Source organism: Dactylosporangium salmoneum (assembly GCF_039532525.1).
GTDB lineage: Bacteria > Actinomycetota > Actinomycetes > Mycobacteriales > Micromonosporaceae > Dactylosporangium > Dactylosporangium salmoneum.
The window spans coordinates 195,522-208,356 of the sequence record NZ_BAAARV010000024.1 but is presented as its reverse complement, the minus strand read 5'-3'; the positions used below and the strand labels follow the sequence as shown (position 1 = coordinate 208,356).

The 12,835-nt window shown below is 70.7% G+C and carries 15 protein-coding genes; 4 read left to right on the top strand and 11 right to left on the bottom strand.

The annotated features are described in order from the left end of the window. The first annotated feature begins 2 nt into the window (after positions 1-2). Positions 3-809: an NAD-dependent epimerase/dehydratase family protein gene (locus ABD352_RS15695; RefSeq protein WP_344613088.1), complete on the top strand. Its 807-nt coding sequence runs from the start codon at positions 3-5 to the stop codon at positions 807-809. Positions 810-825: 16 nt separating this feature from the next. Here the strand turns inward: ABD352_RS15695 and ABD352_RS15690 are convergent, their stop codons facing one another. The 11 genes from ABD352_RS15690 to ABD352_RS15640 form a co-directional block, all read right to left on the bottom strand. Then, positions 826-1,497, bottom strand: coding sequence for an alpha/beta hydrolase (locus ABD352_RS15690; protein WP_344613087.1), 672 nt, complete (start codon positions 1,495-1,497; stop codon positions 826-828). Positions 1,498-1,514: 17 nt separating this feature from the next. Then, entirely contained in the window at positions 1,515-1,682 is a 168-nt protein-coding gene (locus tag ABD352_RS15685) for a hypothetical protein (protein WP_344613086.1), read from the bottom strand. 118 nt (positions 1,683-1,800) lie between these two features. Continuing rightward, positions 1,801-2,649 (bottom strand): SMP-30/gluconolactonase/LRE family protein, encoded by an 849-nt coding sequence (locus tag ABD352_RS15680; RefSeq protein ID WP_344613085.1) that lies wholly within the window; start codon positions 2,647-2,649, stop codon positions 1,801-1,803. Between the two features lie 8 nt (positions 2,650-2,657). Further along, positions 2,658-3,437 carry an SDR family NAD(P)-dependent oxidoreductase gene (locus ABD352_RS15675; RefSeq protein WP_344613084.1) on the bottom strand — a complete coding sequence of 260 codons (780 nt, stop codon included), beginning with the start codon at positions 3,435-3,437 and terminating at the stop codon, positions 2,658-2,660. A gap of 346 nt (positions 3,438-3,783) precedes the next feature. Then, a complete protein-coding gene (locus tag ABD352_RS15670) occupies positions 3,784-4,146 on the bottom strand; it encodes a DeoR family transcriptional regulator (protein WP_344613083.1) in 363 nt (120 codons plus the stop codon). Next, entirely contained in the window at positions 4,143-5,066 is a 924-nt protein-coding gene (locus ABD352_RS15665) for a DUF6807 domain-containing protein (RefSeq protein ID WP_344613082.1), read from the bottom strand. The genes ABD352_RS15670 and ABD352_RS15665 overlap by 4 nt, the downstream gene beginning before the upstream one ends. Then, a complete protein-coding gene (locus ABD352_RS15660) occupies positions 5,063-7,159 on the bottom strand; it encodes a beta-galactosidase (protein WP_344613081.1) in 2,097 nt (698 codons plus the stop codon). The genes ABD352_RS15665 and ABD352_RS15660 overlap by 4 nt, the downstream gene beginning before the upstream one ends. Then, positions 7,156-8,205: a mannonate dehydratase gene (locus ABD352_RS15655; RefSeq protein ID WP_344613080.1), complete on the bottom strand. Its 1,050-nt coding sequence runs from the start codon at positions 8,203-8,205 to the stop codon at positions 7,156-7,158. Before ABD352_RS15655 ends, ABD352_RS15660 begins: the two co-directional genes overlap by 4 nt. Before the next feature lie 31 nt (positions 8,206-8,236). Continuing rightward, positions 8,237-8,341 (bottom strand): SDR family oxidoreductase, encoded by a 105-nt coding sequence (locus ABD352_RS15650; RefSeq protein ID WP_425553552.1) that lies wholly within the window; start codon positions 8,339-8,341, stop codon positions 8,237-8,239. 39 nt (positions 8,342-8,380) lie between these two features. Continuing rightward, positions 8,381-8,479 (bottom strand): SDR family NAD(P)-dependent oxidoreductase, encoded by a 99-nt coding sequence (locus ABD352_RS15645; RefSeq protein WP_425553551.1) that lies wholly within the window; start codon positions 8,477-8,479, stop codon positions 8,381-8,383. An 82-nt stretch (positions 8,480-8,561) separates the two neighbouring features. Further along, a complete protein-coding gene (locus ABD352_RS15640) occupies positions 8,562-9,299 on the bottom strand; it encodes a GntR family transcriptional regulator (protein WP_344613079.1) in 738 nt (245 codons plus the stop codon). Positions 9,300-9,633: 334 nt separating this feature from the next. Here ABD352_RS15640 and ABD352_RS15635 point away from each other — a divergent pair, with 334 nt between their 5' ends. The 3 genes from ABD352_RS15635 (at position 9,634) to ABD352_RS15625 (ending at position 12,826) form a co-directional block, all read left to right on the top strand. Then, a complete protein-coding gene (locus tag ABD352_RS15635; RefSeq protein WP_344613078.1) occupies positions 9,634-10,929 on the top strand; it encodes an ABC transporter substrate-binding protein in 1,296 nt (431 codons plus the stop codon). 80 nt (positions 10,930-11,009) lie between these two features. Beyond that, positions 11,010-11,909 carry a carbohydrate ABC transporter permease gene (locus ABD352_RS15630; RefSeq protein ID WP_344613077.1) on the top strand — a complete coding sequence of 300 codons (900 nt, stop codon included), beginning with the start codon at positions 11,010-11,012 and terminating at the stop codon, positions 11,907-11,909. Continuing rightward, positions 11,906-12,826: a carbohydrate ABC transporter permease gene (locus tag ABD352_RS15625; protein ID WP_344613076.1), complete on the top strand. Its 921-nt coding sequence runs from the start codon at positions 11,906-11,908 to the stop codon at positions 12,824-12,826. The genes ABD352_RS15630 and ABD352_RS15625 overlap by 4 nt, the downstream gene beginning before the upstream one ends. Positions 12,827-12,835 lie beyond the last annotated feature (9 nt).

The following is a 12,835-nucleotide window of genomic DNA, read 5'->3' as shown; positions in this document are numbered from 1 at the left end:
CCATGTCCGAGCGAATCCTGCTCACCGGCGCCGCCGGGCGTATCGGCACGGTACTGCGGCCCGGGCTCGCCCGCCCGGGCCGGGTGCTGCGCCTGCTCGACGTCGCACCGCAGCCGCCGGCGGCCCCGGGCGAACGCGTGGAGATCGACACAGCGTCCTTCACCGACCCGGACGCGATCCGCGCTGCCTGCGAGGGCGTCGACGCGGTGGTCCATCTCGGTGGGTGCGCCGGCGAGGCGCCGTGGGAGACGATCCGTGCCGTGAACATCGACGGCACGCAACGGGTGCTGGCGGCGGCGGTCGAGGCCGGGGTAGGGCGGGTGGTCCTCGCCGGAAGCATCCACGCCGCCGGGTTCCGCACCCGCGACGAGGCGGTGCACGGCCCGCTGCCGGCGGACAGCTCGGCCCGTCCGGACACCTTCTACGGCGTGAGCAAGGCCGCGGTCGAGGCGCTGGGCAGCCTCTACCACTCGCGGTTCGGCATCGACGTGACGTGCCTGCGCATCGGCGCGTTCCGGCCGCTGCCGACGGTCCCCGAGGACCTGGCCCGGTGGCTCTCGCCCGGGGACGCGGTGCGGCTGGTCGAGGCCTGCCTGCGGGTCGAGCCGGCCGGATTCCGCATCCTGTGGGGCATCTCGGCCAACACGCGCCGGTGGTGCTCGCTGTCCGAGGCGGAGGCGATCGGGTACCACCCGCAAGACGACGCCGAACGGTACGCCGCCCAGGCCCTGGCCGGCGGCGACGCCGACCCCGCAGCGCCCCGCAACCACCTGGTCGGCGGCGGGTTCTGCACCATGCCGCTCGGCTGACCGCGGCGGGGCCCGGCTACCCGGCGCCCACGCCCTGCGCGGCCGGCCCCGCGGCACCCACCCCGGCGAGCCACCGCGCGCACAGCCGCGTCCACTGCCCGGCCGACTCGTCGTCCTCGGCCAGCCCGAGCCCGTGCCGGCCGTGCGGGAACACGTGCAGCTCGTGCGGCACGTCGTGCGCCGCCAGCGCGTGGGCCAGCCGATAGCTGTGCTCGACCGGGACGACCGCGTCGTCCGAACTGTGCCAGACGAAGAACGGCGGCGCCTGGGGAGTCACCAGCTCCTCCAGCGACGCCTCCCGGCGCCGCGCCGCCGTCGCGTCCGCGCCGAGCAGGTTCTCCCGCGAGCCGGCGTGGTGCTCGGGGAGCATCGAGACGACCGGGTAGCACAGCACCGCGAGGTCCGGCTGCTCGTCCGGCCGCGAATCCGGCGCCAGTGCCGCGTGCCCGGCGAGGTGACCGCCGGCGGAGAAGCCGATCACGCCGATCCGCCGCACGCCGCGCCGCCGCAGCCCGGCGATCTCCGCCCGCACCGCCAGCAACGGTCCGGGGTGACGCGTCGCCACCGGGTACCGCAGCACGCCGGCCTCCAGGCCCAGCGAGCCGAGCCACTCGGCCACCGGTTCGGCCTCGTGCGCAGCGTGGTTCTCGTACCCACCGCCGGGCAGGACGATCATGTGAAGCGGCATTGGCCCCAGCCTTCGCGTCAGTCGGATGCGGTGATCCGGTCGAGCAGTTCCAGCAGATGGTGGTACGTGTGGCCGGTGGCCCGGGTCATCCCGATCCCGCAGGTTCGGCTGGCCGAAGCGTGGGCGGCGCATCCGTCGCGGGCGGCGGTGTCGACGACGGTGCCGCTGGGCAGCACGAGCGTCACCGACTCCAGGGGGCCCGGGTGGCGCCGGGTGCGGCCCGTTCCAGCGCGCTGAGCAACTCGCCCTCGACTGGAGCGAGCCGGCGCGGGCCGGCAGGGTTCCCGGTGGTCATCGCCGCGCTCACCCGGCGAACGCCGCGGCCGGGGTTCCCACCACGCCCAACCCGCCGACCGCGAACACCGACCCCGCGGGGTCGTCGTCGGGCAGGTCCAGCCCCTCGCGGGCCGATGTGATGTACAGAACGTCGAGGGCGGTGCCGCCGAACGTGCAGGAGGAGGGCTGATGCGCGGGCATGGGCAGCTCGCCGAGCACATCTGCGTCGGGTGAGATGCGCACCACCCGGTCGCCGCCCCACATCGCCACCCAGAGACAGCCGGTGGCGTCGACGGTGAGCCCGTCCGGCATACCCGTGCCATCGGGGAATCGGGCGAACGTGCGCCGACGGCCGATGGTGGCGCGCTCCAGGTCGGCGTCGAAGGCCGAGATCTCGCCCGCCATGGTGTCGGCGAGGTAGAAGGTGCGACCGTCCGGACTCCAGCCGAGACCGTTGGGCAGCGTCAGTCCCTCCAGGACCACTCGCGTCGTCCAGTCGGGCATGAGCACGTGCAGGGCGCCCCGGCCCGGCTGGAAATCCATCGTGGTACTGCCGGCCCAGAGCCGCCCGCGCCGGTCGCACTTCGCGTCGTTCATGCGCTCCCCCACGGGCAGGATCGCGCACCGGACGGTCATGCCGGCCTCGACGCTGGCGAAGCCCTCGGCCACCGCGGCGACGAAGCCCCCGCCGCGGCGGGGCACGGCCGCGCCGACGTGCGTCGGAAGATCCAGCGTGCTGGTCTGTCCGGTCGTCGGGTCGCTGGTGTGGATGTGCCCGGCCGGGATGTCGACCCAGTGCAGGCGGGCGTCGCGCGCATCCCAGACCGGTCCCTCGCCGACCCGGGCCCGGCCGGGGACCGCAACCTCGGGCGCCATCGCCTGCATCATTCGGGGAGCACCACGGCGGCGTTGGCGAGCAGTCCGCCGTCGACGGGCAGCGCGACGCCGGTGATGAAGCTGGCGCGGTCGCCGGCGAGGAAGGCGATCGCCTCGGCGACCTCCTCCGGCCGCGCCACCCGTCCCAGTGGGTGGCTGCGCCCCCAGGATTCGACGAGGGCCTGGGTGCCCTCGTCGGTGCCGTCGGAGAACATCCGCGCGGACGCGCGCAGCATCGGCGTGTCGACCGATGCCGGGCAGACCGTGTTGGCCCTGATCCCGTTCTTCGCCTCGTCGACGGCGATCGACCGGGCGAACGCGTTGAGCGCCCCCTTGCTGGTGGTGTATGCGGCGACCGCGCTCTGGGTGATGAAGGCCTGCACGGAGGAGACGAGCACGATCGAGCCCGACCCGCGGGCGCGCAGGTGCGGCAGCGCGTGCTTGACCGCGTGGAACGCGCCGGTCACGTTGACGGCGAGCACCTCGTTCCACTCGTCGGCCGTGGTGTCGGACGCCGTGCCGTAGCGCTGGATCCCGGCCGCGGCGACCACGATGTCCAGTCCGCCGTGGGTGGCGGCGACGCGAGCGATGAGGTGGGCCGTGGCCGCCTCATCCGTCACGGAGAGTTCGGCGTACTCGACGCCGGGAAGCTTCGCCTCGGCCCCGGCCGCCGGTGGCAGGCCGGCGGCGACGACGGTCGCGCCGCGCGCCGAGAGCACCTGGGCGGCCGCGCGGCCGATGCCGCTCAGTCCGCCGGTGACGATGGCGACCTTGCCGTCGAACTCCACAATGGACTCCTTGATGCCGTCAGCGGGGCCCCGCAGCGCGCGGCGCGGAGGTCAGCCGCGCTGGGGAAGGATCGCCGCAGCTGTCGTGCCACAAGGGGCCTTGATCAGCTGCGCGGATCGAGTCTAGGCAACGTTGTCTTCGGCCGCCAGTAGTGTCTGGCGCTGACGGCGACGTCCACGCGTGGACGTCCATGTGCACTTGGCCGCCCCTATGCCACGCCGCACCACCATAGGAGGCGTCAACCGGCTCAACCGCCGTCGGCAGCCAGGTATCCAAGCCCTCTATGGCCAAAGGAGCTGTGCCGCACAGGTCCAGGTCGAATTGACCGCGCCACGGCCGATGGCGTCATGCGCCAGGCCCGTTGGCAACGCCCGGCCAGCGCTCGCGGGATCGAACGCGTTCACAGAGACTGAGCGCCCAACGCATCGTGCGTTCGACCGCGTGGAGGTCACCGCTGTCGAGCGTTCGAAGGAGTTGGTCGAGCGCTGAACGCAGTTCGGCGTTGTCGGGCGATCGTTTCCTGGCTCCGCCGCGAATCCGCGACAAGGCGCCCGCGGCGGCGAGCGCTTCGAGGTCCCGGTGCACGGTGGAGTTGGAGGTGCCAGTGGCCGCCTGCACTTCCTCGATCGTGACGAACTCCTGTTCGGCGAGCAGATCGAGGATGGCCCGGCGCCGTACCGCAGGAAGGGGTCCGTCCTGGTTGGTCATCTGGGCCACTCCTGCCGGGTCAGCGCGGCCCGGCCGTGGTCCGCGAGCGCGGCGGTGCCCTCGTCGCCGTGATCCCCGGCGGTGATGACGAGGGCGTACCGGAAGCGGATCGCCGCACCATGGGCCAGCTCGAACTCCGCACTGAAGAACGGCGCCGGGTTGAGGCAGGCGAACACTTCGCTGCGGGTGAACCATTGCGGCGGGTGCCGTGGGTTGCCGGTGTCGTCGACGATGACGATCGTCGACGAGCGGCCGGTTTCATCGTGCTTGCCGCGAAAGGCGAACCACTCGGCGCGGGTCCCGCGAAGGTCGTCGGCGCCAACCGCGTCCGGTGATTGGACGGTGCCGCCCGTGAACGAACGGGGGCCGCGCCAGAGGAGGCCACCGTAGCCGGCGTTCTCGCGGCCGTTGGTGGTGGGCGAGCCGAGTGTGAGGGTGCCGCCGGAGACGTTGGTCATGGCTGTGTCGAAGACCAGCGTCCAGGTCTGGTCGTCGACCAGGGCGGCGGTCAGCGTTCGGTGTTCGTCGATCACCATGTCGCCCTGCTGGGAGATCCAGTCGAGCTCGTGGGCCAGGGATGCGGTGTCGCCGTCGGTGGACAGGTTGGTCATCCACCGGTGCACGGCGCTGCCGTTGTTGTCCAGCTGGACGTAGGAGCCGCCGTGGACGTACGTGGGGCCGCCCCAGAAGTTGTGCTCTCCGACGTGCGGCAGCGACCAGGCGATACCCTTGTGCCAGACGTGGTCGTGCGGCCGGAACACGGAGACCACATCACCGGCCAGCGTCCGGATCGGATGCACGTAGGGCTTGGGTGACTCCAGCCGCGGGGTGTCCGGGCGGTACACGTAGGTGAACAGCGCGACGTCGCCGGTGCAGACGGTCACCGACCGGCCGAGGGCGTGGTCGACCTGCAGGCTCATCGGACTCGCACCGCTTCCATGGGCTCCTGTTGCGTCCCACGAGATGCTCTCTGATGATGTGCTCGTCCCGCCTTGACGATCCGCACCCGGCCTGCCGGCACGATGATCTCTCCGCTGTGGATGGAGCCGTCCAGCAGGTCGGTGCCGGATCCCGCTACCTTCGTCGCGGTGACGCCATGGTTGATCAGGAAGGTGTAGTCGTGCCCGGCCGATCGGCGCACGACGACCTCGAGCCCACCCGCAGCGGGCGCCGACGTCACGGCCGAGCGCTCGGCCAGCGTCGCCACCAGCCGGGCGCGGGCGTCGTCGTCCAGCTCAACGCCCACGTACCATGCCTCACCCGCACCGCGGACGGCGCGGGTGACCGCCGGTGCGTCCGCGAAGTCGCCGCCGACGTACCGTGCCTCGGCCACCGCGTCCGTGAGGTCGATCTCCTCGTGCCAGGTCGAGACCGTAGTGGCTCCGGTGACCCCGTCGATGTCCACGCAGTCCGCCTCCGGCAGCGGCGCGAACTCCTCCACGCGCACGCCGAGCAGTTCCCGGAACGCCCCGGGATAGCCGCCGAGCCGCACCCGGTCGAGCGGGTCGACGATGCCCGAGAAGTAGGTGACCAGCACGGTCGCGCCCGCGTGCGCGGCTTCCGCGATGGCGGCCGCGTCGCGGTCCGAGACCAGGTAGAGCATGGGTATGACGATCAGCCGGTAGCCGGACAGGTCGGCCGACGGTGGCACGATGTCGACGGTGATGCCCGCGTCGCGCAGACTCCGGTACCACCGCAGGGCGTTCTCCATGTAGGACAGACCGTTGTGCGGGTGCCCTTCCCGGTCGGCGGCCCACCACGACTCCTCCGAGAACACCAACGCGCAGTCCGCGACCACCTGGGTGCCGAGCACCTCGGCACAGGACGCGAGCTCCGCGCCGAGCGCCGCGACCTCCCGGAACTTGCGGCTGTCGGACCCGGCGTGCGGCAGCATCGCGGAGTGGAACCGTTCGGCCCCGGCCTGGGCGGCGCGCCACTGGAAGAAGCAGATGCCGTCGGCTCCCCGCGCGACGTGCGAGAACACGTCGCGCCGCAGTTGCCCGGGGCGCTTCGCGGGATTGACCGGGCGCCAGCTCGTGGCTCCGGCGGCCGTCTCCATGAGCAGCCACGGCTTGCCCGCCGACAGGCCGCGGGCCCGGTCGGCCGAGAACGCCAGCTCGGACTGGGCGTCGGGCGTCGGCCTCAGGTAGTGGTCGCTCGCGACGAGATCCAGGTCGGCGATCCACGAGCTGTAGTCCATGTTCTTGCCCGCGTCGAACAGCACCAGGTTCGTGGTGACCGGCACGTCCGGGGTGACCCGCCGCAGCACGGCAATCTCCGCTCGCAGCTGCTCGCGCAGCTGGTCCGAACTGAACCGGTCGAAGTCCAGCACCTGGGTCGGGTTCGAGTCGGTGAAGGTCAGCCGCGGCGGCTGGACCTCCTCCCACGCCGAGTAGGCCTGGCTCCAGGCGGCCGTACTCCAGGCGGCGTTGAGCTCATCGAGCGAGTCCGCGTACCGGTGCCTGAGCCACGCCCGGAACGCCACGGCGGTGGCGTCGTCGTAGGACCGGGAGTTGTGGCCGCCGAGTTCGTTGGAGACGTGCCACAGGGCAAGGGCCGGGTGCTCGCCGTAGCGCTCGGCCATCTTCTCCACCAGCGCGAGCGAGTGTTCGCGGTAGACCGGCGACGACGGCGACCAGGCCTGGCGGCCCCCCTGCGCCATCACCCGGCCGTGCCGATCGACCGGCAGCACCTCCGGGAACCGCGTGGTGAGCCATGGTGGCGGCGACGCGGTGGCGGTGGCGAGATCGACCGCGATGCCGCCGGCGTGCAGCAGATCGAGCACCCGATCCAGCCAGCCGAAGTTCCAGCGGCCGGGCGCCGGCTGCAGCACCGACCAGGAGAAGACGCCGACCGTGACGAGGTTGACACCGGCCTCGCGCATCAGTCGCACATCCTGCGGCCACACGCTCTCGTCCCATTGCTCCGGGTTGTAGTCGCCACCGAACGCCACAGGTTGGCCGCCGAACCGGGCCACGACGTTGGCGGGCCACCGAATCCACTGCGTCGTCACGAACGTGTGCCGTCTCGCTCGTCGAGCCGCAGCCCGTTCAGGACGCCCTGCAGGTAACCGATCGCGTGCGCCCGGCCCCGGCTGCAGTACGCCTCGGACGAGATGTCGCCCCAGGTGTCCACGTCGCCGATCATCGCCGGGACGTGGTCGTCGATGAGGAACCCGTCGAATCCGGCATCGTGCAGCCGCCGTATCACGCGGGCCGGGTTGAAGTTGCCCTCACCGATGAAACACTCGGTGAATCGGGGCACGGTGCCGCGCACATCGCGGAAATGCACATAGAGGATGGCCGGTCCCAGTAGGTCGATGACCTCGTTGATGCTCTGCTCACCGTTCATCTCGGACACGGTCCCGAGGCACAGGTTCAGCCCCCACGACGGGCTGCCGCCGGCCTGCTCGAGCGCCTTGCCGATGGCGGCCGGCGACGTGAAGATCCGGGCTATGCCGCCCAGCGGCTCGTCGACGGGAGGGTCGTCGGGGTGCAGGGCCAGCCGGACCCCGACCTCCTCGGCCACCGGCAGCACCGCGTCGAGGAAGTACTGGTGATTGGCCCACATCTGCTCGGCCGTGATCGGCTCGCCGACGGGCCGGTCCGGCGTGAGCCGGTACCCGGCGAGGGCGTTGCCGGCAGGTGCGTCGGCCAGGTCGAACGCGGTGACCTTGGCGCCGCCGCGTCCCCGTGCGGCCATGTCGGTGCGCCAGACGTACGTGCCGAGGAAGTTGTAGCCCAGCAGGTCGATGCCGACGGCGGCGAGGTTGCGGATGGTCTTGTGGTAGTTCTCGATCTGCTCGTCCCGGCCGGGCAGCCCGCGCTGGATCTTCCAGAAGTGGGCGAGCGGAACGTTTTCCAGGCCGTCGATCGCCAGCCCGTCGGCGTCGCATCGTGTCCGCAGTGCCCGCAACTCCGGCAGGCTCCAGTGACCGTCGACGCCGGGCAGCAGATCTGGGGTGTGCAGCTGGACGCTGCTCAGCCCGAGCTGGTGGGCGAACGTCGCAATATTTGAATCATACTTGTCGATGTGACCAAGGCTGATGCGGATGGTCATCCTGCCCGAATCCGTTCGTTGGTAGCGGTTGTCAGCCGGCGAGGAGCCCGCCGTCGAGGACTAGTTCGGTGCCGGTGACGAACGCGGCATCGTCGGAGGCGAGGTAGAGGGCGGCCGCCGCGACTTCCTCCGGCATGCCGCCCTGCGGCACGCCCGCGGGGTCGAGGTCCCCCGCCTACACTGTCGCGCCTTCGTCGAGGAAGCGGCGAGCCGTCTCGCGGCCGATCCCGGAGCCCGCACCGGTCACCAGGACCGTCTTTCCATCGGATCTCATCAGGTTGCTGGTATTCCTTTCAAGCCGCACGCCGGCGCCGGGCCGCGGCGCGTCGGCCGGGGCCCAGCGGCCGTCGCCGGGGTCAGTCGGTGAAGTAGTCCGGGTGCTTGTCCCGCAGCGACGGGGCGAGCTCCATGGCGCGCCGAGCGTGCCGGCTGATCAGCGCCCGACCGGCCGCAACGTCGGCCTTCTCCAGGACGTCCACAATGGAACGGTGCTCATCGATCAGCACCCGCACGCCGGCCTTGTCCGGCAGGGTGAGCCGCCGCAGCCGGTCCAGCTGTAGCTTCGTGCGCTGCACGACCTGCCAGGCACCGGGATAGCCGCTGAGCGCGAAGATCCCGGCGTGCAGCGCCTCATCGGCGGCGAAGAACGCGTTGTAGTCCTCGGCGCGGTAGTTGTGCTCCTGCCGCTCCAGCAGTTCGCGCAGCCCGCTGACGTCCGGCGCGGGGCCCGCGCAGGCGGCCTCGAACGCCGAGACCTCCAGGCTCTCGCGGACGAATCGCGCCTCTTCCACCTCGCGCAGGCTGATCAGTCCGACTCGGGTGCCGACCTGCGGTACGACGCGCACGAGCCCCGCGTCGGCCAGCCGGGCGATCGCCTCGCGCACCGGCGTGCGACTGACGTGCAGCCGCTCGGCGAGCTCGGTCTCCGACAGCGACGCGCCCGGGGCGAGCCGGAGCTCTCGGATCGCGGAAACCAACTCGTCGTAAACGCGATCGGAGGTCCGGGCCGACGCACGCTCACGGATGACCGGTGACAGCGCAGGGCCGGTCGGGGCGGGTGTCGGCTCGGGGACGAGCGCTGGGCGGGGACTCATGAAATTGATCGTTGCATGCCAGTGTACTTGTATGCAAGTATCCGGACGTTAACACGATCGACGTAGATGGGAAACGACACGCCGCCCGCCGGCCCGCACAACCGTTCGGCGTCGGCTCCGATCCTCGAAACCACCTGACACGCAGGACGTTCACCGCAACGCCCCCGGACCCTCAGTAGATCCCACGCCTCGCGGGAAGCCGCCCCTCAGGGGGCACGCGCATCCGGCGCGATCAGCCGTGCACGCGTGCGGGCCGTCCCTTTCGGACACCCTGGGCGGCCCCGCGTGACCGTCGGCACTGTCCACACAGGACCACATAGGAAACGAGAGACACATGGTGAAGCGAACGGCGAGACTCATCGCGGCCGCGGTCGCCGCCGCGGCCGGCATTGCTCTGGCTGGATGCGGCAGCGGCGACGCCGGGACGCAGACCAGCGGCCCGGTGGACGTCACCTTCTGGGGCTGGGCCGCGGGTTACGACAAGACCGTCGCGCTGTGGAACGAGTCCCACCCCGACATCCACGTGAAGTACGAGGCCCTGCCCAGCGGCGGGCAGACCGGCTACGACAAGATGCTCACGGCCGCGAAGGCGGGCACGGCCCCCTGCCTGGCCCAAGTCGGCTACGAGACGTTCTCGACCTTCCTCGCCGCCGGCGTGCTGCAGGACATCAGCCAGTACGTCAAGCCGCAGCGGGCCGAGTTCCCCGACTGGGTGTGGAACAACGTCGGCGTCAACGGCGCCGCATACGGCGTGCCCGTCGACACCGCGCCGATGGCCATGTTCTACCGGGCCGACCTGTTCAAGAACGCGAACATCGCGATCCCGAAGACCTGGGAGGAGTTCGCCACCGCCGCTGCCGCGGTGAAGGCCGCAAGCCCGCAGGCACGCATCATGAACCTGCCCACCGACCCCTACCTGTACTCCGGTTTCGCCTGGCAGCATGGCGCCGCCTGGTTCGGGGTCAAGGGCGACTCGTGGACCGTCTCCATCGACAGTGCGGCCAACGCCGAGGTCGGCCAGTACTGGCAGGGGCTCTTCACCCAGGGCCTCGTCACCTCCTACCCGGCCTTCGATGCGGCGCTCTACTCCGCGTGGAGCAAGGGCGAGGTCTGGTCCGAGGTCGGTCCGGTCTGGTCGGCCTCGCTCATCCGCGACAACGCCGGCGACTCCGCGGGCAAGTGGGCCGTCGCGCCCATGCCCCGCTGGGGCACCACCGACGCCGTCGGCAACTCGGGCGGATCGTCCACGGCCGTCATGAAGGACTGCAAGTATCCGAAGCAGGCCACCGAGTTCGCCCTGTGGATGTCGACCAACGACCAGTCCGTGTCCAACCTGATCGCCTCCGCGGCCATCCTTCCGGCCTCGAAGTCCGGCCTGGCCAACGCCGCACTTGACAAGCCGGAGAGCTACTACGGCGGCCAGGCCATCTACCAGCTGTTCCGGGACGAGGCCCCCAAGGTGAACCCCAACTGGCAGTGGGGCCCGGTCATGAGCGCCACGGCGGCGTCGCTCGGCGACGGTCTCGGCAAGGTGCCCACCAAGGGCGGCACCTACCAGGACGCCCTGAGCGGGGCACAGAAGTCCACGCTCTCCGCGCTGCAGGCGCAAGGATTCTCCGTCAGTAAGTAGCGCCTCGCGGGGGGCGCCGCCCCGGCGTCCCCCGCGACCCGCACCTCCGGTCCTTCACAGATAGGCTGACCTTGTCCCACATGACGATTCGACGGCGCGGCCGCGCGCGCGAGCTGCGGCGAGCCGCGCCGTTCGTCCTGCCGTTCCTGGTGCTCTTCGTCGTGGTGTACCTGATACCCGCCGGGTATTCCATCGCGCAGAGCTTCTTCGCGGTGAAACGCTCGGGCCTCGGCCTCGGCGGCGCCGAGACCGTCTTCGCGGGCCTCGACAACTACGCGCGGGTGTTCGGCGACGGGGAGTTCCTCGGCTCCCTGGGGCGGGTGGCCTTCATCGGCGTCATCCAGGTGCCCGTGATGCTCGGCATCGCGCTCTTCCTGGCCCTGCTCATCGACTCCTCGGTGGCCACGGGGCGGAAGTTCTTCCGGGTCGCCTACTTCCTGCCGTACGGGCTGCCCGGCGTGATCGCGGCCCTGGTGTGGTCGTTCCTGTACGCCCCCACGCTGAGCCCGGTCACCCGGCTGTTCGCCTCGATGGGCATCGACGTCAGCTTCGTCACCGACGGCGCCCTGCCGTTCTCGATCGCGAACATCCTGACCTGGGCCTGGACCGGATACAACACGATCCTGATCTTCTCCGCCCTGCAGGCCATCCCCGAGGAGACGATGGAGGCCGCCGCCCTCGACGGCTGCTCCGGCTGGAAGGCCGCGCTGCTGATCAAGGTCCCGCTGATCCGGCCGGCCCTGCTGTTGACGCTGGTTTTCTCCATCATCGGCACGGCCCAGCTCTACAACGAGCCGGTGACCATGAAGGCCGTGGCGCCGAACCTGCCGTCCACCTACACCCCGATCATGGCCGCGCTGCGGTCCCTGTCGGCCAACGACTTCAACTACGCGGCCGCGCAGTCCGTGGTGCTCGGCGCCGTGATCTGCGTGCTGTCCGTGCTCGTCTTCCGCGCATCGGCCCGGAGCGTCGACTCATGACCACCACCCTGCAGACCCCAGCACCCACCGAGCCCGTCGCCACGGCAACGCGGCGGCGACGGCCCCGGACGAGTCCACTCACGACGGTCAACCCCGCCACGCGCCTGCTGGTGCTGCTGATCATGTCCCTCTTCGCCGTCTACTTCCTGGTCCCCGTCTGGTGGCTGGTCGTCTCGGCCACCAAGGGCCAGGGCGAGCTCTTCTCCGGCAACGGCTTCTGGTTCGGCGGCCACTTCGCGCTGGTGGACAACGTCCAGACGCTGTTTCGTGCCCAGGGCGGCATCTACTCGCGCTGGCTGCTCAACTCCCTGCTGTACGCCGTCGGCGGCGGCATCGTCTCCACGCTCCTGGCGTCCATGTGCGGGTACGCGCTGGCCAAGTTCTCGTTCCCGGGGCGCGAGGCGGTCTTCGGCACCGTGCTCGCAGCGGTGCTGCTGCCCGCGCCCGTCCTCGCCATCCCGCTCTATCTCGTATTCAGCTACACCGGAACCGTCAACACCTTCTGGTCCGTCTTCATCCCCAGCATCGTCAGTCCCTTCGGCGTGTACCTCAGCCGGATCTACGCCGCGTCGTCGGTACCCGACCAGATCATCGAGGCCGGCCGCCTCGACGGCGCCGGCGAGTTCCGCATCTTCACGATCGGCGTGCGGCTGATGGCACCGGCGATGGTCACGATCTTCCTGTTCCAGTTCGTCGCGATCTGGACGAACTTCCTGCTGCCCTCGCTCATGCTGGCCGACACCTCACTCCAACCGGTGACGGTGGGGCTCGTCAGCTGGCGCGAACTGCAGGGCTATCCGATCAGCTACACCACCGTCGTCACCGGCGCGCTCGTCTCGGTGATTCCGGTTGTTGCCATGTTCCTGTCGCTGCAGTCGTTCTGGAGCAAAGGACTGGCCACGGGGGCGGTCAAGTAGCACTCCCCC

Excerpts from the sequence above, each read along its gene's own strand:
- ABD352_RS15695 (WP_344613088.1), top strand. The coding sequence starts at position 3 with ATGTCCGAGCGAATCCTGCTCACCGGCGCCGCCGGGCGTATCGGCACG.
- ABD352_RS15690 (WP_344613087.1), bottom strand. The coding sequence starts at position 1,497 with ATGCCGCTTCACATGATCGTCCTGCCCGGCGGTGGGTACGAGAACCAC.
- ABD352_RS15680 (WP_344613085.1), bottom strand. The coding sequence starts at position 2,649 with ATGGCGCCCGAGGTTGCGGTCCCCGGCCGGGCCCGGGTCGGCGAGGGA.
- ABD352_RS15670 (WP_344613083.1), bottom strand. The coding sequence starts at position 4,146 with ATGACCAACCAGGACGGACCCCTTCCTGCGGTACGGCGCCGGGCCATC.
- ABD352_RS15665 (WP_344613082.1), bottom strand. The coding sequence starts at position 5,066 with ATGAGCCTGCAGGTCGACCACGCCCTCGGCCGGTCGGTGACCGTCTGC.
- ABD352_RS15655 (WP_344613080.1), bottom strand. The coding sequence starts at position 8,205 with ATGACCATCCGCATCAGCCTTGGTCACATCGACAAGTATGATTCAAAT.
- ABD352_RS15650 (WP_425553552.1), bottom strand. The coding sequence starts at position 8,341 with ATGCCGGAGGAAGTCGCGGCGGCCGCCCTCTACCTCGCCTCCGACGAT.
- ABD352_RS15645 (WP_425553551.1), bottom strand. The coding sequence starts at position 8,479 with ATGAGATCCGATGGAAAGACGGTCCTGGTGACCGGTGCGGGCTCCGGG.
- ABD352_RS15640 (WP_344613079.1), bottom strand. The coding sequence starts at position 9,299 with ATGAGTCCCCGCCCAGCGCTCGTCCCCGAGCCGACACCCGCCCCGACC.
- ABD352_RS15635 (WP_344613078.1), top strand. The coding sequence starts at position 9,634 with ATGGTGAAGCGAACGGCGAGACTCATCGCGGCCGCGGTCGCCGCCGCG.
- ABD352_RS15630 (WP_344613077.1), top strand. The coding sequence starts at position 11,010 with ATGACGATTCGACGGCGCGGCCGCGCGCGCGAGCTGCGGCGAGCCGCG.
- ABD352_RS15625 (WP_344613076.1), top strand. The coding sequence starts at position 11,906 with ATGACCACCACCCTGCAGACCCCAGCACCCACCGAGCCCGTCGCCACG.